The following is a 17,881-nucleotide window of genomic DNA, read 5'->3' as shown; positions in this document are numbered from 1 at the left end:
CTTTCTGAATTTCATAGGCAAACAAGTATTTGCTCCGGGAAACACATAATCAGATCTTATCTAACAGCACTAATCTTTATTATCCATTCATACAATGATTTAAGAATAAATTTTGGAGGTATGAATGTGGTCATTACACCAAACATTCCAAATCTACCCTTTACTGAAAAAAATGGAGTGAAGTATTTTAATCTTGTTGCAGAAGTTGTAAAGAGCGAAATACTTCCCGGAATCTATGTGAATGCATGGGGCTATAATGGAATGTCTCCGGGGCCAACGATCTGTGTATATCCCGGAGACTATGTGTGTCTTAGAGTACATAATAAATTACCTCAGCCTACGAGTGTGCACTGGCACGGTTTAGATGTTCCAAATGGAATGGACGGTGTGCCAGAAATCGAACCTTCACCTAAAATTGATCCAGGCCATTATTTTGATTACCATTTTAAAATCACCAACGCTCCTGGTACCCATATGTATCACTCGCATTTTTACAGTGTAGTTCAGGATATGCTTGGGTTAGAAGGAGGTTTTATTATCCTTGATCCCAATGAAAGCAAAAAGGATATACAAAAAGATTATTACCTTATGCTGGGAGCATTTAAACTAATGGGCTTGGAGCCTGGGGTTTTAAAAAATGGAAACTACGAAATTGACCCTTTTGCACATGAAAGTAATTTTTTCACTATAAACGGAAAATGCTTTCCATATACAGCCCTATTACCAGTTAACGAGGGTGACCGCGTTAGAATAAGATTCGGGAATATTGGAATGATGAATCACCCGATTCACTTTCACGGACATCAATTCTATGAGACTGCAGCGGATGGAAATTCTATTGCAATAGAAAATCGTCTTAAAAAAAATACAATACTAATCTCGTCGGGTACCACGAGAGATATTGAGTTTATCGCTAATAATCCGGGTCGCTGGCCTCTGCATTGTCATTTCCCGCATCATGTTAGTAATAATATGACGCTTTCGCTGGGAGGAATGACGACAGCAGTCGTGTATGAATAAATCTTCCTTGAGTATTAGCAGGCCTTACGCCCTGTAATCACGCCTGCATAACCTCTACACTACCGTCGATTCCAATGTTTTTGCTATAGCTTCCTCTATGGGCGTAGCCTTCAAGCCAAACCTCTCTGAAAATAGACTGCTGTCAATAATAAAATCATTTTCGAACTGGTACAGCATTTCGATGCTTTCTCTCGCTGCCGGTATAAACAATCCCCCTATTCGAAGCATCGCTTTCCCCATGGTTTGAATGTTTGCAGGGAATCCAGCAAGTCGATAAGCTGTTTCAATAAATTCTCTTGTTGTAACCGCAGCATCGTTCGGAACATGCCAGGCGCGGCCATATGCATCTTCATGTTGACTTAACACAACGAGCGCTTTCCCAAAATCATCGATAAACGTATACGTATGCTTCTTATCCGGATTCCCCATAACCGTGCATGCTTTACCTTTCACTATCGGCTTGAACAACCGTGAACCAACAGAAGAATGGTGAACATTCGGTCCAAAAAAATCCGCTCCCCGTCCCATCGTCACCTGCAGCATCCCCTCTTGATAGAGCTGCAGCAGACGATTAGACATGTCTGCGCGTACTTTCCCCTTCTTAGTCACGGCTGTGTACGGTAATCCTTCATGCATGCTCCCATTAACCTGCCCATACATATATACATTTTCGGCAACGACAAGCTTCGCTCCTGCAGCTATAGCTCCCGATATGATATGCTCCTGAAAAGGCAAAAACAACTCATGCCACTTCTGATATGGCGGCTGCGCACACTGAAAGACAACCTTTGCATGTTTCATTATGGCCTTTGTCTCATCCTCATTCATTACGTTCGCTTGCTTTACACTCACCCCGGAAGGTACAGTCGCTTTCCCGCTCAAACTAACCATTTTGACAGGTTCTCCAAGAGCAACAAGCTCCCTCATGACGGCCATGCCCAGCGGACCCGTTCCGAAAATCACATTCATATTGTTTTTTCCTCCCCATTTGGCGAATAAAAACAATATAAACCCTATAGTAACTATAGGGTCAACGCTTTTCGAACAGAAACTTGAAGCTCCACAATAAACTCCTCCGGCTTCATCATTTGAGCCATATCAACCAAATACAGCTCAATCGATGGACCCGCTTCGATGTAGTTATGCTTCTCCATCCACGCGAGCAGCTTGCTGTAAATCCGTTTGCACGATTCGGCGTTCGGAATTCCGCAATAAAGAGCTGTAATATACTCGCCTTCAGGGATGATTCGGCCATAACCTTTAAGAGCGTGAGCACCAATAGTGTCAGTAGAAATACAAAACTCCAAATCAGAATCCTCTCGATCAAATGTCAAAATATTTTCATGGTAAATCGTCATCAATTGCTTCGGAATTAATCCGTTTGCTTCCGCCTGCTGAAATAATCGTGTAAACTTCACAACCGATGCTTCCATCCCGCACGCTGATCTGCTGCGATCAGATAGGATAAGCCGCTCCGGCAAATGTTTTAATTCCACTAACACATCAAGGTTTTTAAGCTCATCGCCTAAATCCAGCAAATAATTGATTTGTTCCGATCTCTTTCCTATTAATTGTACAAGCTGCTCTAATTGTTCTATTTCAGTAATCGTGTTTCTTCGTTTTAATTCAAGCTTCTCTACTAAACTGCTTAAGCTTCCATCTTTTAAAGCAGCTTTTATTTCATCAAGCGAAAATTGCAATGTTTTCATGTCTTGGACGATTTTAATATAAAGAAGTTCGTAATTGGAGTAATACCGATAACCAGTGGATTTATCCGTATGGCTGGGTATGACCAAGCCGATCTTGTCGTAAAAGCGCAGTGTTTGAACAGCGATATTACATATCTTTGCCGCTTGGCCTATAGAGTAGAATTGATCGTTGCTCATCGAATCTATTCCCCTTTGAGAGTCTCGCCTGTTAATAAATCTATCTGCTGCAAAATGGGTTCAGCTAATTCAAGTTGTTTCGTTGCAAACTCCAGATCACCATGCCCTGCGAGAGCAAAATCCAGATTGCCTAAGGTAGACATCAATATGCGTGCAGAAACTGCAAAACCAAAAGTCTTTTTGTCAGAAACAATATCAGAATGATTCAGCATACATGTGAAAGTTGGCTCTTGTGTTCCACCAAATAAAACAAGATTGCCAACATAGGAGGCCAAATCCCAGTAGTAGGGCATTAATGATATGTCCTCAAAATCCATCCATAACCAGCCCTCCGGGCTCGGTATCAGGTTTCCTGCATGGGCATCTCCATGACTGGGTACTAACAGGCCTAGCTCCTCCCGCATCTGCTCATCCCATTTATGAAACTTCTGCAATAATGCTTGTATTCGTTCATCGGGGTTTTGTCTTAATCTTTGTGCTGATTGACAAGTGCGCTCCCAGACGCCAAGCATAGGAACATCACCTTCGAAGTCCTTCATTGCCTTAGAAAGTTTGTTAATAAGATCAACTGCTTCCTTCGGTGATGGAGGTTGCAAGGCTGCAGGAGGGACATAAGCCCACAGCGTCAGCCATGTATCTGCCACGCTATGAGGACCCGCATCAACAAGGCTAGTTGGCAGCAGCACAGGGACATTCTTGGAATGTAGGTAACGCGCTACAAGCAGCTCTCGATCCTGTATCTTGTATGCATACTCTCCATCTGCTTCTGAGAGAACAATCGCTATTCTTGCCACAATGGGATAAGGAGCTAGATGAATAATTAAATTCCCACCCTCACTAAGCACATGAGGCGTAATATCCGTTAAACCCCATTCTTTGGCCATTAATAATAATGATGAGATAAGCTCGTTTTTATTAAGCATTGCAGCAGCTCCTTAACAAAGTTATACATTTATTTTAGCCTCACTGCTGTCTCGCTCAAAGGTAAAAAACGTTTCATAGTCAACTCTAGGCAAAAACTGCCCAAACTATTTCTCAACGCTTCAAATTTATCTCATACTTCGATTAATGACATGGCTTTATGCCATTATTCAAATCAAGGCTTTTAAGATCGGGCACATCGACTTAATAAACAATGCTCAGCCGCCAAAAGCAATACGATAACCGTTATTGTCGGCAATGGTGAGCTCACTCCATCCATCTGACCAATGCGGTCCTTGCACAATCTTCACATCTTTTGAAATAAACAACTTATGTAACTGTCTTAATCCCTCTGGATTCGTGTAGCAGAAAGCATCAAAATAAAGTCCGCCTTCTACTGACGAATTGGGCCGAATATCACTTTTCATTTTAGCTTCGTGCAAAATAAAGGTCACATCGCCGTAATTCATATGAATATGTCCGCCAATATTTTCTGAAGTAAATCCGATATTTTCATAAAAATGGATGGAATCTTGTAAATCGGCTACTAGAAAAACAAATGATGGTCCTTTCAAATGAACCAAGTTTACACTATTATTTTCCACCAATAACAACTCCTAAAATTTATAATTTATTCTAACTATTGTAACAAAAAGATCCTTCAATTATCACCCTCGCAAAATATCCGTTTTATGATTTAATAGATCACTAAACAGCTGCTTCTGCACGCTGCTAATACATTCAATGTCGATATCCTCCAACTTCGTAAAAACCAACTGCAGCGACTCATTATTGCTATCCGTATGCAGTACATTCTTACCATCCTCAGCTAATTTACCTGTTAGATCTACCGCCACGTTGAAGATAAACATGACGAATACAACTTCATTGCCATCAGGATATTGATACTGCATATTGGGACCAGTATAAATGGAATACAAATCATATTCTGTTACATGCAGACCCGTTTCCTCCAGCACCTCTCTTATCATCGTTTCTTCAATTTTTTCTCCCGCTTCCATTCCGCCGCCAGGCAGACCCCAATCTCCGTAGTCTGATCTTCTCTGTAACAATATTCTTCCAGCTTCATCTTTAATAATGGCTCCGCCAGTAACGATAATTCTCTTATTCATAGGCTCACTCCCTTTTGGATTGAATCTTTAGCGCATTTGTTTCTTCCTCAATGCGACCAACGTCAATACGCTCAAACAACAGCTCTAAACCTTGAATTTTTTGATTAGCAGCTACAGTAATGAACTTCCAGCTAGGCTCAGGAAGAGTTAGAAACCTTCTTATTTTCTCGCATGAGAAAGGAATAAACGGGGTCAACAATTGAGAAAGATTCGCTATAATTTGCACGCAAGTGTTTATTGAATAAGCACAAGCCTCTCGATCTTCTTTAATCTGAATCCATGGCTTTTGTTCATCAAAATATTTGTTTACTCTGCGAATAATAGCAAAAATTAACTCAATCGCTTCCTTTAGTCGTCCATCTTCAATGCATGCACCTGACTCGACATATAAAGAAGCAATGGCTTTCATCCATTCCGCGTTCTGCTTGCTTTCAGGAACGTTTCCTTCAAAAGATTTATTTACAAACGCTAGCGTACGATTGACTAGATTGCCAAATGCGCCTAGCAACTCTCCGTTGTGACTATAAATAAATTCTCGCCATGAAAAATCAGTATCCCGCTTCTCTGGACCGTTTGCGATCAGAAAATAACGAATAGAGTCTGGTTCATAACGCTTCAAAATGTCCGGCACCCAAACCGCCCAATTATTGCTTGTCGAAAACTTTTTCCCTTCCAGCGTCATGTATTCACAAGAGATGATTCGATCAGGCAAATGATAATCCTCAGCGCCTAGAAGTACAGCCGGCCATATCAGTGTATGAAAAGGGATATTGTCTTTGCCGTGTACATAATAAGCGGTTATTTCCTCATTTCCGTCCTTCCAGAAGGCCTCCCAGCTATCGCCTTTTTCAGCAGCCCACTGCTTGCTTGCCGATAAATATCCGCTCACTGCTTCAATCCAGACGTAAATTTTTTTATCTTCGAACCCTGCAACCGGAACCTCCACGCCCCAATCTAAGTCCCTTGTCGCCGCTCGATCTTGAAGCCCCTCTGCAAGATATCTTTGCGTTAATTGTACTGCATTTTCTTTCCAATCTTTTGTTTTATTTGCATACTTAGTCAATTCAGCTTGGAAGGAAGAGAGTGCAAGATAATAATGTTCCGTTGGCCGCTCAATTGGAGGATTCCCGCAAATCTTGCATGTCTTGTCTGTCAGGTCGGCTGGGTCAAGCAAGGTTGAACAAAAATCACATTGATCGCCTCTCGCACGGTTGCTGCAAACAGGACAAATCCCTTCAACATAGCGATCCGGTAAAAATCGTTGGTCTGTTTCACAATACGTTTGTTGGATTGTTTTTTTATATAAATGTCCTTTTTCTAAAAGTGTCAAAAATAACTGTTGAACGACTTGGTGATGAAATGGCTGATCTGTTCGAGTATACAAATCATACGTAAACCCAAGCTGTTTAAAGCATTCGGCAAATTCCTGATGAAATCGATCTGCAATATCTCCCGGAGAAACACCTTCTTGAATTGCTTGCACGGCAACAGGTGTACCGTGGCAGTCACTTCCAGATACGTACAATACCTTATTTCCTTTTGCGCGGTAATAACGTGCCAACACATCCCCTGGCAATACACTCGCCAATCTTCCCAAATGCAATGAACCGTTCGCATAGGGCCAAGCACCGCCAATAAACACATTTGTCATCATAATTCCTCCTTTTTTTGACAAACAAAAAAGCCCTCATCCCAAAGGGACGAGAGCTGTGCTCACGCGGTACCACCCAATTTTATTAATGCCTTGCGACATTAACCTCTTCAGGTACGATGCTTATGCATGTATACCCTAGCACAGTAACGGGTGCGGGTTCCGGCGCAGCCTACAACCATATGAGGTTTCGATGCGCAGCTCAGAGACCATATTCCCAAAGTTATTCTTTACCCCTTTTCAGCAACCGGGGCTCTCTGTAAAAAGACATCGCCTTGGTACTCTTTCTCATCGCAGCTTTTGTTAGAATATTCAATTTATTGGAATTATACTTAATATGATATTTCAAGTCAAGGTGATTATATTACTGCCCACATCTCCTTATTCCTACCTCGCTTTATTGTATTATAACTATCGGAAAATGCCTCCAGATTGCCTCCTAATACCTGATCAATCCGACGATTGATTTCTGCTGTCAAAAAGAACTCACATCACATTGTGTAATATATGATATTGATCGCTAAACTCCGTTTCGTTCGGTAAATTTATATTTTTTTATTCCTGTATGTATGAAAAAAGGACGCCGCTTGGCATCCTCTTTGAATTTACGCTAAAGCGCATAGCTATGCTGTCACAACACTAAACCTGTACACCAATTAATTCGTACGCATCAATACCAAATGACACATTATGGGTACATTTAAGTTCTATTTTATGATCATAAAAGCAAACGGAATAGGTTATCACATACGGGGTTTCTATGTAGATCAAAGTAAGAGATAGTTGATTGCTGTCTATCCAACAAGCCTGTGTAACCACTTCCTGATCATGTGTTTCCAAATCTTTCACAAAATGATCAGTTGCATGAATGATGGTACTGAAGTTAAAAGGATACGTCTTCACACTCTGTTCGCCAAAAATTAACTTAAACTGAAATTCGTTCCCGATTGCTGCAAAATGAAGCTCAGTGAATCCTTGTTTATTATCCCTGAATGAAAAACGAAGATCATCTAAGCGAATAGGGCTAGGCTCACTTAATGATGGTATGAACGGATTAGCCATTTTCAAGAGATGCTGATCTAAATCTGTTTTTTGTTCACCATCTTCAAAGTGGATATCCATGTCTATTTGCATGAGAATATGTTCATACACTAAATCTAGCATGGTTTGAAGCTGTTTCATGGAAGAGAAGCTCGATGTTGCCGCAATGACAACCTGATGTTTGGGCGACACAAAACATAACTGCCCATACCCGCCATTTCCCATATAACAGCCATCACGACAAAGAAAAAATTGATACCCATAGCCTTGGGAAAAATCGATGCGCTCTTCGTCTCGCGATGTATCGCTTTGCACGCTGGTGGCGAGTGAAATGTATTTCTCTGAAACGATTCGCTGGCCATTAAATATGCCTTTGTCTAGCAGCATTTGCCCAAACTTAGCTATCCCTTCAGTAGGAATACTTAGTCCCATTCCCCCAGCAACGACGCCAAGCGGACAGGTTTCCCAAGAAGCGGATGAAATGCCTAGAGGCATAAACAAACGAGGCATTAAATATTCGGTTAGCTTTTGACCTGTTACTCTCTCAAGGATAGCAGACAACATATAGGTAGAATGTGTACTGTAACGGTAATAGGTTCCTGGCTTATGCTCTACATCCATTGCTAAATAGGCTTTAACCCAGTCCGTTTGCTCCGCAACGCTTCCGTAAATATTGTCATGATGGCCAGCATTCATCGATAGCAGATGGTGAATGGTCATTTCAGACAAGTTGTCAGAAATCGCAGGAGGCAGCTTATCAGGAAAAAAAGAGATAACCTTGTCCCTTAAATCCAACAGGCCCTCGTCACAAGCAATGCCTATTGCGAGAGATGTGAAGCTTTTGCTAAGTGAGAATAACAGCTGCGGCGTGCCTGGACGATAAGGATCACGATAAAACTTGGAAGTAGCCTTGCCGTTTTGCATCAAGATAAAGCTGTTCAACTTCAAGTTTAATTGCTTGATTTGACTGAAAAACGCAAGCAACGACTTTGATGATAAACCATTGTTTTCTGGTCGATCCATTTCCATAACGCTTATCAAGCCTTCAACATCGTTAATCATGAATGCAATCACCCACTCTTTTATACTCAACGAATCTACTAGCTCAATTGTTTAATAAACGTGACTCTATCGTAACCACTGCTAAAATAGTCCTTTTCATACAGGCTGACCTCAAAACCGATCCGTTGATAAAAGGTTATCGTATCTTCATTCCCCGGATGCCCTAAAGTATAAAGAATAATTTCCTTCTCTTTCAGCTCGTTTACTTTATTGCAGATGGTAGAAAGCAGAGCTTTGCCAACGCCCGCTCGTTGAAAATCCTTTTTCACGACTACGCCTACGATTTCATAAAGGCCTACTTCATTATTAAATAGGTATCCTGCATGACCTATAATTTGATTGTCATCGCTATAAGCTACATGATATTGGCTTTTGCCCGCTGGAGCTTTGGCGAAGTCCGCCCACCGAGGCGGATATCTTTCAATAACGAAATCTGGGAATTGCAGCGGATGCTCCGATAATATATTTATTACATCTTGCCTGTCGTTGTGCTCGAACAATCGAATATTCATATTGTTAAACCACCTAAACAGAACGATCTTTATTCAGCTGTTCTACAAATTCATCCTTCGTTAGACCAAATAAAATAAGATCTTTATACTCACCGTTAGTGTAAATCACTTTCCTGCGCACACCCTCTTGCTGGCAGCCCAGCTTGATCATCATGTTTGTTGAGCCTACGTTGCCTTCCAGTACATAGTCATTAAACTTATTAAGCCGTCTTTCCATAAAAGCATACTTTAAGAGAATTCTCATCGCTCTAGTCCCGTATCCCTTGCCTCGGTGATCTCTATCGATCTGTATGCCAATGCTAAACGTGCCGTTTTTCTCATCGATACTATTTAGATTTACGCCTCCAATATTTTCAGCGTTTCTATTTTCAATCGCAAACATGATGCGCCTGTTATCCGAAGAGAAATCAGCATAAGTTTCAACGAAATTTTTAGCCTCGGCAATCGTAGGCGGCAGCTCAACCGTGCACTCTAATAAGCGCCGAGCTGGCGTATCAAAGCGGTTGTAGTAATGCCCTTCCCAGTCAGCGTCTTGAATCGCTCGTAATCTGATCTCCTCATCCTGCCAAAAATATTGACTATAATCTATTTCTCTCATGTGATCCTCCCATAATCAATAATCGTATTAAGCGCTATTATACATAAAATTAATATAAAAAAGGCAATTATTTGTAATGTCCTATCAAAATAATGAGCCCTCAGGTCATTCAACCTGAGAGCTCATTTTTTGGTTACCTTGAATGTACAGTCTTGTCCCGCTTAGACAGCACGATGTTCTGGTACAATCGAACGGTTAATAGATAGTAAGCAGCATAGATAGCCGCGAACAACGAAATGGGAATCCATAAGCGATAATAAGGCTCACTTAGTATAAACGAGAAGAGGTTCATACCGACTAGAACATGCGCGAGCCCAACGATGCCAGGAAATAAAAATACGAGAAACAGCTCGTAATAGATTGAACGCGATAACCGCTCTCTCCTTACCCCTAGCTTGCTGAGCATCTCATACCGCTGAACATCCTTCGCTGCACCTGATAATATTTTGAACATCAAACAGCTCGCCATCATAGCAAGAAAGGCGATGCCAAGGAAAAAGCCCATAAAGACTGTACCGCTAGCGATACCTATTGCATTCTCATAGTTCTTGTACTTGCTCCATGATAGGTACTCCCCATTTGATTTCTCTGTTTCCAGCTGGTCTAACGCCTTCCACGACATCCGATAAGCGAGGAAGTCGCCCGTTCTTCCAATCACAACGACCTGTTCCTTCGCACCAAGCTTTGCGAAGTCTCCTGCGTCAACAAGCCTGAACTCACTTATGGGTGGCGAAATCTCCCAGATGAAACCTCTCCATTTCTGACTGGACAGCTCTTCCGTATCCGTATTATTTCCATCACTCTCAGAGCTTGCTGGAAGAGGGCCTTTGATCTGTTCTATCTCATCCCAATACTCGCGGCTCTGCCCCGAATGAACAAATGGCCGCTGGCTCTCGAGGTCCTCTTTCGCATAATAAACCATTTCGTTCTCTATTTTGTAGCGATACTTGAACTGCTCCTTGAACGGAATGGAAGCGAGTATCTTTGCTTCTTCCGCATTCGGGTTATGCACGATCGCGTCATAAACGCGGTAGCTCTCTCCCCTAATTTTCGCATCATTCACAAAAGCCATACCTCCGGCAATTGCACCAGCTCCTAGTGCAATCAGCATCGCTACTGTTGCCAGCAGCTTCGTTAAGCCGTTAATTCGGAAGCTCAGCTGACCGAAAGTGAAGGCGCCGATTCCACGTATTTGATTCCTCTTTTTCATTCTTACTACAAGTGGCGGGAGCAGCATCATAAACAGAAGGTACGTTCCGAGCGGTGTCATGAATGTGGCGGTATACAATCCAATCTCCCGCAGCTGCTCCATAAACGTAAGGGAGAAGTAACCGAGCCCGAGAGCAATTGCTCCGACGATGCTAAGTACAATTTTCCACGGGCTGCTTCCCCACAGCCGATCTGCTTGCATATTGCCATGGACAAGATGCAATACCTTCATGCGAGAAAGCTTCAGCTGATTCCATAACGCAGACAATCCAAATAAACAAGTAAAGAAGATAATAGTAAACAAAATGGCTGGTCCAAATACGGCATGGTAACCGATAAGACTCGTCTGAAGCTGCTTAGCCATGAGATGCCCCACAAGCGTGGATAAGCCAAACCCGAGCCCAAGCCCAACCGCTAGTGAAATAATGCCGAGCGCAATCGTCTCAATAAACATTAAAGTACGTATTTTACTTTTGCGTGCCCCCAGAACGAGATAGAGTCCAAATTCCCGCTGGCGCAGCGACAGCAAAAAGCTGTTGGCATAAATAATATAGAAAAAAGTGATTGCCGAGAGCAGTACCGAGCCTAATATATAGACGAGCCCTATTGAGTTGATAACTGCATTTGCCTCCGTAAAATCGCGGTTCCACGCCATCGTCTGGAACATATAAAAGATGGCTATCGACATGACAAGTCCAGCAAGCAGTACTATATAGTCCTTGAATTTGCTTTTCATGCCGGATAAAGCTAGTTTTATAAGCATGTTCTCACCTCACTGCCTTTCCGATTCGTAAGTTTCATCGGATACAGCAGCGGCAGCTGCCGAACCATAATCGCCGAGCACGTCCAAAATTTGCTTATAAAAGGATTCACGGCTGCCCGTGCGGTACAGCTCTTTCACAAGCTGACCGTCCTGTATAAATAAAATTCTTCCGCAATAGCTTGCACTGAACGCGTCATGAGTCACCATGAGAATCGATATTCGCTGTTCCTCGTTTAGGCGCTTCATCGTCTCGAGCAGACTGACCGCATTTTTCAAATCAAGCGAGCCAGTAGGCTCGTCACCCAGCAGCAACGCAGGCTCATGAACGATGGCGCGCGCCGCGGCTGTACGCTGCCGCTGCCCTCCTGAGATCATCGCTGGATATTGTTCGGCTAGCGCTGTAATACCAAGATTGTCCATAACTTGACGCACTTTAATTCGGATCTCGCTAGCAGGGACGTCCTGCAAGGACAAGGGAAGTGCGATATTCTCATAGACTGTCAGATTGTCGAGCAGATTAAAATCTTGAAAAATAAACCCAAGCCGCTGCGCCCGGAAATCCGAAAGCTCACGGGCTTTCATTCGTGTAATATCTGTTCCAGCAATTGAAATCGTACCCTCTGTTGGATTATCCAACGTCGAGATTACGTTGAGCAGTGTAGTTTTGCCCGAACCGGAAGCTCCCATAATGCCGATGAACTCTCCTTCTTCCATCGTGAACGAAATATTGTTCAGCGCATATACCTGATTCGCCTTATTGCTTCCGTATATTTTGGATATTTGTCTTATATCAATAACGGGATTTTTTGTTGTCATAGCTTAGTGACATCTCCTTCTGCCTTGGTACCTGTACGATACCCTGCACTCTACTTAGTATAAGGAAGACGCCTAAAGCGAGCTTAATGTAACCGTTAAGATTTCATAAAGATTATCTTAATACTTTTTTACGATTTAACAGACTGCTCCTGAACTTCACGCCAAAAAGCCCCAACCATGTCATCCCACGGTCGAGGCTCTTCTTCCAAGATAATTAATACTACCTTCTTTTCGTTAATTTTGCTCCGAGTTTTGCTTCTCCTTAATGAGCAATACCGATATGTATTGCAATACCGCCATGGCAAACAGCACAATCGGCATCCATATAGATTGCAGATCTTTAGCAAGTATAATGAGCAAGCAAATGGAAAGCACCCTTCCCGCATTTAGAAAAAGCTCCCGCATAACAACGGATTCTATTCGCAGCTGCCCTTTAAGAGGCAATGTACCGATTAAGCGATAATAATAGGAAGTAAGCGTATTGACGGCAAGCGGATTGCATATCGAGAACAAAATCATAAATAAGGCAACCGACCAAAATTCCACTTGAATGAGCAGCAGCGATGAACCGATGGCTACCCCAGTTGTAGACAGGAGCACATATTTGCGTACTTGCTCCTTCTGTGCTTTTCTTGAAATGACATAACCCGTCGCTACCGTAAGCGAAGAAAAGAAAACACCCAAGTAACCTACCCAATCCTCACGCCCAACCGTCTGAAACAGCATAATATTGGGCAGGAAGAGCATAATTCCCTGAAATAGACCTAATACAAAAAAACTGTACAATGCCTTCAGCCAGCGACGATTCTTATGCATCACCAGCCCCATGAATTTTAAATAATAGGCTTTGTGATGTGATTTGATCATCGGAATGCGGAAGCTGACGATCGCTGCGATAAGGAACATAATGAAGGCAAGCGTGAAAATAATGATGTAACCCTGTAGCCCCTCGCTTCGCTGAATAATGAACCCCGCAAGCGCCGGCCCTGCTAGCCCGGATGCATTAAAGAAAATCATATTGATTGCAAGAAAACGTATGCGATTCGCTTCCGTTGAGACATCATATTGAATAACTAAATAACCAGTCCAGTAAAGCCCCGCGGCGATCCCATTAAAAATAGCAAACCATATGTAATACTGAGCCACATGCTCTTGCGCAATGACGACCATCAAATAAAAGATGGCAATCATGACGATACCTAGTCGATAAGTGACCATTCGATCATGCCGCTTCGCAATCCAGCCACCTAGTGCAAAGGCCGGAGGCGTTACGATGAAAACGATGATGTTATAAATTCCGTTTACGGTCAAATCCTGCGTTAACCGCCACAAATATAAATTGAGAAACAAACCCGACATCGATGCGCCAAACTGAAAGCAACAATGAATGATTAAAGCCGTTATCGCTTCCTTGCTAAGTCTGCTCTCTGGCGGAAGCGGCGTACCTTTCATTACATTCCATTTACTCCAAAATCTCGACCCCGTCCGCATTTGCAGCATCCCCCGTAGCTTCTCAACTGATAAGCGCTTTCTTTTCTATTTAGTTTATCACATGGCTATCATATACCCTCGATTCAATAAAGCGCTCACTCCTTCAAAATAGTCGTTATTCTTCCATATGGAGCAATCAAGTAACCGTATTCATTGTTTATATCCCTTGTTCGCATGATTAGACTTGCCGATCCGACTTGAAAATGGCAGATATAGCGGTTAAACAGTTTTAATCTGGTTAATTTTTACATTCGCTTCAAAAGCATACTAATTGTACCTAATCGCGAATAGCCTCCCCCCTCCATTCACAAAATACAACCATTACATTGAGAAGGGGGTGAACCGACCATGGCGAAGCAGCAAGGTCATGCAACCAAAAATACAACGACAAAAACTTCCGACAAAAAAGGCAATGCATCCGGCAATAACCACTAGTCTGCAAACTGAATCTATCCAAGCAAAAACGACCCATTACCGGCTAACTAAGCTCTGGTAATGGGTCGTTTTATGTTCACAATGAAGGTTATTTATCTTTTTTGTCGAATTATCTCATATACGATTGCAACTTATAACTAGAAAAAGTGGTGAACCAACTATGACTAATCATTCTTATACTGTCATTGATTTTGAAACGAGCGGCCTTGATCCGAAGAAGGATCGAGTGATTGAGATGGCTGCGATCCGCTGCGTGAATGGTGAAATAGCGAGTGAATTCAGTACTCTCGTACGTTACGATGGCAAGCTGTCTGCCAAAATAACAGAGCTCACCGGCATCACGGATGAGATGACCTCCTACGGCATGGACGAGGACACCGCATTCCGTATTTTGAACCGAATGATAGGCGATAACGTTTTGATTGCTCATAATGCCGCCTTCGACCTTGGTTTCCTGCACCATTCCTTGCTTCGCATTGCGGGCAGATCATTTTCGAACAGCTTCATCGATACGCTCACGATTAGCCGCGCGCGGCATGTTTATCCGCATACACTGAAAGACATGTCCGATCGTTATGGCATTCCGCTCATTGGCGGTCATCGTGCACTGAATGATGTTATCGCTTGTTGGGAAATTTTCCGCAAGATGGATGAAGAGCAATCGGTAGAGAGCTACCTCAATACACTAGGCTACCTCAAGAAATTTGGACCGCCTGCTTGGACGCCGCCAGGGACTAGGCTTGAAGCAATGGAGCTGAAATACGCTCCTCGTTAAACCCGCTCCTTGCCCTTATCCGATTCGCCTGCATTTTTATTTGCGGCATCTCGGTCCTGCTGCATTTCCTCAACCGTCTTCACCTTCAGGCGCGCTGCGCCTTTATAATCACGCGTAGGAAGCAACGGCCCTTCCTCTAGGCGTTTCTTGGCTGCTGCGATAGAATCTGTATACTGCGGCAGCCACTGCTCCTGCGCCACAAGCATCTCATCGACCATCTGCCAAATTTCCTTCGGATTGCAAACTGCGCCAACTAGCGGGTCCATCATAAAAGCCTGTCTGAGCAGGTTAATGTCGCCATTTATGGCTGCCTCTACAGCAAGACGCTGCACAGAGATGCTTACATTGCACACCGCGGCGGCACCAAGCGGCAGATCGCCCACGAATGGCATTGAAATGCCGTTGCGATCAACATAACCTGGAGCTTCAATGATGGCATCGTTAGGCAGGTTAGCTATAACCCCTTTGTTTTCCACATTAAAGTGACCTCGGTAGATTCGTCCTGTTTCGAGTCCTTCAATGATGTATGAACCATGCTCATGACTGCGCAGTTCCGACTTGAATTCATTTGCAGGGTCCTTCATCCAGTTTGGAAAATCAGTCTCGAACCAATTGCGTCCTTCCGTGCATACACGAAGATACCCGCCCGTTTCTCCGTTAATCCATGAACTCAAATCGATCCAATCGTTAATTTCTTCAGGCCGCTTCCGATACCAAGGGACATATTCGCTCAAATGACCGTTAGACTCCGTACTGTAATACCCGAAGCGGCGCAGCATATCAATGCGTACCTTTTCCGTACGGCTGAAATCTGGATGTTTCTCAAATGCTTCAAGCAGCTTGCCAGTTAGATCCTCACCGTTATGCTTAATTTGGATATACCAGGTCTGATGGTTGATACCCGCACAAATAATATCGACTTCCTCTTGCTTCAGTCCAAAAGCTTCGGCTATTTGCCAGTGTCCGCCTTGCACGCCGTGGCATAAACCAATCGTCCGCACACCGCCATACTTGTTGCATGCCCAAGTCATCATCGCCATCGGGTTCGCGTAGTTGAGCAGAAGAACATCCTTAGCAGCAACCTCGCGGATATCACGGCAAATGTTCATCATCTCAGCGATGCCCCGCTGTCCATACATAATGCCACCAGCACAGAGCGTATCGCCAACGCATTGATCAACGCCGTATTTGAGCGGAATATCAACATCCGTTGCGAAAGCCTCAAGACCACCGACACGAATAGTACAAATGACGTACTTCGCATCCTTCAAAGCTTCGCGCCGATCGGTTGTCGATTGAATGGAAATCGACAAGCCGTTCTCATGAATATCACGCTGACAAAGCGCAGTCACCATCTCCAGGTTATGTGCATTAATATCTGTAAATGCGACTTCAATGTTTTGAAACTCCTGTACAGCGAGCAAATCCCGCAGCAGTCCACGCGTGAATCCAATCGAGCCTGCGCCTATAAATGCAATTTTAAAAGTAGACATGCCAATCAGCCTCCGATTATCGTCTAAATAGAGTTTGTTTAATCTCCTCTACATTTTAGCAACGATAAAACGGAAGCGTTATCAATATTGTGACCAACTGCCATTCATAGTGTCAGAAATCGTCACTTTGTATTATTCATTGCGCTGCCAGCGGAAGTCCAATGTTTGCGTATCGACCGAGTGACGGTAAGCAATTGGCGTCTGCTTCGTATATTTTTTGAACATCGCATGAAAGTATTGCCTGCTCCCCACGCCAACATAATCACAAATATCCGCTATTGCAATATCCGTCTCACGGAGCAGCATTTTTGCTTTCTCCATCCGGAGCTCCGTTAAATAGCCCGTTAACGTTTGGCCTATCTGCGCGCGAAATACACGATGCAAATAACCTGGATGCAAGCTTACTGCTGCAGCAATATCCTTTACTTGAATATCTCTATCATAGTTATGATGCATATATTCAATCGACTGCTTCACATATGCTTCGATCGGATTAGCCCCTTTTACGCCAGCTTCCTTATGAAGTCGTGCTATCGCCAAGATCAGCTGAGCAAACAACAACTCTGCCTTCATATTGACGCTCCTGCCTCGGCTGTCCAGCTCAAGCACTAGGCTCTTTAGCACCTGATACACTTCATTTGGATCACGCAAAAACAAATAAGAGGGCGGCTCTGTGATCAATCTGTCCACAAATTCGTCCTCCATCGCAAGCTGCCGTATAGAGGGAAACGCCGAGAGGCGTTCCCTAAAATCAAATTCAACATTAAGCATCCGGCAGGGCCCGCGCTCGTCAACGGTCAGTCGGTGCGGCACATTCGCATCAAGAATAATGAAATCACCCTTCTTGAGCGTCATTTCACATGCATGGCTGGTTGCCTCTGCTTCCAGCTCTATCCCGCAAGCTCCGGAAATGACATACATAATTTCGATTGCATCATGCGTGTGGAAGGCCATCTCGTAATCAGACCATTGCTTAAAATAATAAGCAAACACATGCGGATAAAAATCTCCATTCAGCCATTCTCGCTTAAACAACGTCCCACTCACGTGAAGCCCCCCTTACTTAAAGACAAGT

The 17,881-nt window shown here is 43.4% G+C and carries 16 protein-coding genes and 1 other annotated feature; of the genes, 2 read left to right on the top strand and 14 right to left on the bottom strand.

The window, feature by feature from the left end:
* Window positions 1–126 precede the first annotated feature (126 nt).
* Window positions 127–1,020 (top strand): multicopper oxidase family protein, encoded by an 894-nt coding sequence (locus AC0VYE_RS09760; RefSeq protein ID WP_475447486.1) that lies wholly within the window; start codon window positions 127–129, stop codon window positions 1,018–1,020.
* Window positions 1,021–1,074: 54 nt separating this feature from the next.
* On the opposite strand, the gene AC0VYE_RS09755 is transcribed toward AC0VYE_RS09760, so the two are convergent.
* From AC0VYE_RS09755 to AC0VYE_RS09700, 12 genes are all read right to left on the bottom strand, one after another.
* Window positions 1,075–1,989: an NAD-dependent epimerase/dehydratase family protein gene (locus tag AC0VYE_RS09755; protein ID WP_475447484.1), complete on the bottom strand. Its 915-nt coding sequence runs from the start codon at window positions 1,987–1,989 to the stop codon at window positions 1,075–1,077.
* A 53-nt stretch (window positions 1,990–2,042) separates the two neighbouring features.
* The gene (locus AC0VYE_RS09750; protein ID WP_475447482.1) at window positions 2,043–2,906 is read right to left on the bottom strand and encodes a MerR family transcriptional regulator; all 864 of its coding nucleotides are present in this window, start codon (window positions 2,904–2,906) and stop codon (window positions 2,043–2,045) included.
* A 5-nt stretch (window positions 2,907–2,911) separates the two neighbouring features.
* Window positions 2,912–3,829, bottom strand: a complete 918-nt coding sequence (locus AC0VYE_RS09745; RefSeq protein WP_475447480.1) for a phosphotransferase — start codon at window positions 3,827–3,829, stop codon at window positions 2,912–2,914.
* Between the two features lie 216 nt (window positions 3,830–4,045).
* A complete protein-coding gene (locus tag AC0VYE_RS09740) occupies window positions 4,046–4,432 on the bottom strand; it encodes a VOC family protein (protein WP_475447478.1) in 387 nt (128 codons plus the stop codon).
* 63 nt (window positions 4,433–4,495) lie between these two features.
* On the bottom strand, window positions 4,496–4,960 hold the full coding sequence (locus tag AC0VYE_RS09735; RefSeq protein WP_076270785.1) for an NUDIX domain-containing protein: 465 nt from the start codon (window positions 4,958–4,960) through the stop codon (window positions 4,496–4,498).
* 4 nt (window positions 4,961–4,964) lie between these two features.
* Window positions 4,965–6,611 carry a methionine--tRNA ligase gene (metG, locus tag AC0VYE_RS09730; RefSeq protein WP_475449505.1) on the bottom strand — a complete coding sequence of 549 codons (1,647 nt, stop codon included), beginning with the start codon at window positions 6,609–6,611 and terminating at the stop codon, window positions 4,965–4,967.
* A gap of 42 nt (window positions 6,612–6,653) precedes the next feature.
* Window positions 6,654–6,915: a binding site (T-box leader), on the bottom strand.
* Between the two features lie 335 nt (window positions 6,916–7,250).
* Window positions 7,251–8,714: a serine hydrolase domain-containing protein gene (locus tag AC0VYE_RS09725; protein WP_475447476.1), complete on the bottom strand. Its 1,464-nt coding sequence runs from the start codon at window positions 8,712–8,714 to the stop codon at window positions 7,251–7,253.
* Between the two features lie 38 nt (window positions 8,715–8,752).
* The gene (locus AC0VYE_RS09720) at window positions 8,753–9,226 is read right to left on the bottom strand and encodes a GNAT family N-acetyltransferase (protein ID WP_475447474.1); all 474 of its coding nucleotides are present in this window, start codon (window positions 9,224–9,226) and stop codon (window positions 8,753–8,755) included.
* A gap of 13 nt (window positions 9,227–9,239) precedes the next feature.
* A complete protein-coding gene (locus AC0VYE_RS09715) occupies window positions 9,240–9,824 on the bottom strand; it encodes a GNAT family N-acetyltransferase (protein WP_475447472.1) in 585 nt (194 codons plus the stop codon).
* A gap of 133 nt (window positions 9,825–9,957) precedes the next feature.
* A complete protein-coding gene (locus AC0VYE_RS09710; protein ID WP_475447470.1) occupies window positions 9,958–11,796 on the bottom strand; it encodes an FtsX-like permease family protein in 1,839 nt (612 codons plus the stop codon).
* Between the two features lie 9 nt (window positions 11,797–11,805).
* Window positions 11,806–12,612, bottom strand: coding sequence for an ABC transporter ATP-binding protein (locus AC0VYE_RS09705; RefSeq protein WP_475447468.1), 807 nt, complete (start codon window positions 12,610–12,612; stop codon window positions 11,806–11,808).
* A 234-nt stretch (window positions 12,613–12,846) separates the two neighbouring features.
* Window positions 12,847–14,103 carry an MFS transporter gene (locus AC0VYE_RS09700; protein WP_475447465.1) on the bottom strand — a complete coding sequence of 419 codons (1,257 nt, stop codon included), beginning with the start codon at window positions 14,101–14,103 and terminating at the stop codon, window positions 12,847–12,849.
* Window positions 14,104–14,698: 595 nt separating this feature from the next.
* Between AC0VYE_RS09700 and AC0VYE_RS09695 the strand changes: the two genes are divergently transcribed.
* Window positions 14,699–15,313 (top strand): 3'-5' exonuclease, encoded by a 615-nt coding sequence (locus tag AC0VYE_RS09695; protein ID WP_076270792.1) that lies wholly within the window; start codon window positions 14,699–14,701, stop codon window positions 15,311–15,313.
* Here the strand turns inward: AC0VYE_RS09695 and melA are convergent.
* Together melA and AC0VYE_RS09685 are read right to left on the bottom strand one after the other, a co-directional pair.
* Window positions 15,310–16,806 carry an alpha-galactosidase gene (melA, locus tag AC0VYE_RS09690; RefSeq protein WP_475447463.1) on the bottom strand — a complete coding sequence of 499 codons (1,497 nt, stop codon included), beginning with the start codon at window positions 16,804–16,806 and terminating at the stop codon, window positions 15,310–15,312. The genes AC0VYE_RS09695 and melA overlap by 4 nt on opposite strands.
* Window positions 16,807–16,938: 132 nt before the next feature.
* Window positions 16,939–17,853 carry an AraC family transcriptional regulator gene (locus tag AC0VYE_RS09685; protein ID WP_475447461.1) on the bottom strand — a complete coding sequence of 305 codons (915 nt, stop codon included), beginning with the start codon at window positions 17,851–17,853 and terminating at the stop codon, window positions 16,939–16,941.
* Between the last annotated feature and the right edge of the window lie 28 nt (window positions 17,854–17,881).

The sequence above is a fragment of the Pristimantibacillus sp. Z349TD_6 genome (genome assembly GCF_056173205.1).
Note: the sequence above shows the minus strand (reverse complement) of the source record. Positions and strands in the feature narration are given on the sequence as shown.

What these genes read in the sequence shown, in the direction of transcription:
- AC0VYE_RS09755 (WP_475447484.1), bottom strand. Translation starts at nt 1,989, where the DNA reads ATGAATGTGATTTTCGGAACGGGTCCGCTGGGCATGGCCGTCATGAGG.
- AC0VYE_RS09750 (WP_475447482.1), bottom strand. Translation starts at nt 2,906, where the DNA reads ATGAGCAACGATCAATTCTACTCTATAGGCCAAGCGGCAAAGATATGT.
- AC0VYE_RS09745 (WP_475447480.1), bottom strand. Translation starts at nt 3,829, where the DNA reads ATGCTTAATAAAAACGAGCTTATCTCATCATTATTATTAATGGCCAAA.
- AC0VYE_RS09735 (WP_076270785.1), bottom strand. Translation starts at nt 4,960, where the DNA reads ATGAATAAGAGAATTATCGTTACTGGCGGAGCCATTATTAAAGATGAA.
- metG (WP_475449505.1), bottom strand. Translation starts at nt 6,611, where the DNA reads ATGACAAATGTGTTTATTGGCGGTGCTTGGCCCTATGCGAACGGTTCA.
- AC0VYE_RS09725 (WP_475447476.1), bottom strand. Translation starts at nt 8,714, where the DNA reads ATGATTAACGATGTTGAAGGCTTGATAAGCGTTATGGAAATGGATCGA.
- AC0VYE_RS09720 (WP_475447474.1), bottom strand. Translation starts at nt 9,226, where the DNA reads ATGAATATTCGATTGTTCGAGCACAACGACAGGCAAGATGTAATAAAT.
- AC0VYE_RS09715 (WP_475447472.1), bottom strand. Translation starts at nt 9,824, where the DNA reads ATGAGAGAAATAGATTATAGTCAATATTTTTGGCAGGATGAGGAGATC.
- AC0VYE_RS09710 (WP_475447470.1), bottom strand. Translation starts at nt 11,796, where the DNA reads ATGCTTATAAAACTAGCTTTATCCGGCATGAAAAGCAAATTCAAGGAC.
- AC0VYE_RS09705 (WP_475447468.1), bottom strand. Translation starts at nt 12,612, where the DNA reads ATGACAACAAAAAATCCCGTTATTGATATAAGACAAATATCCAAAATA.
- AC0VYE_RS09700 (WP_475447465.1), bottom strand. Translation starts at nt 14,103, where the DNA reads ATGCGGACGGGGTCGAGATTTTGGAGTAAATGGAATGTAATGAAAGGT.
- AC0VYE_RS09695 (WP_076270792.1), top strand. Translation starts at nt 14,699, where the DNA reads ATGACTAATCATTCTTATACTGTCATTGATTTTGAAACGAGCGGCCTT.
- melA (WP_475447463.1), bottom strand. Translation starts at nt 16,806, where the DNA reads ATGTCTACTTTTAAAATTGCATTTATAGGCGCAGGCTCGATTGGATTC.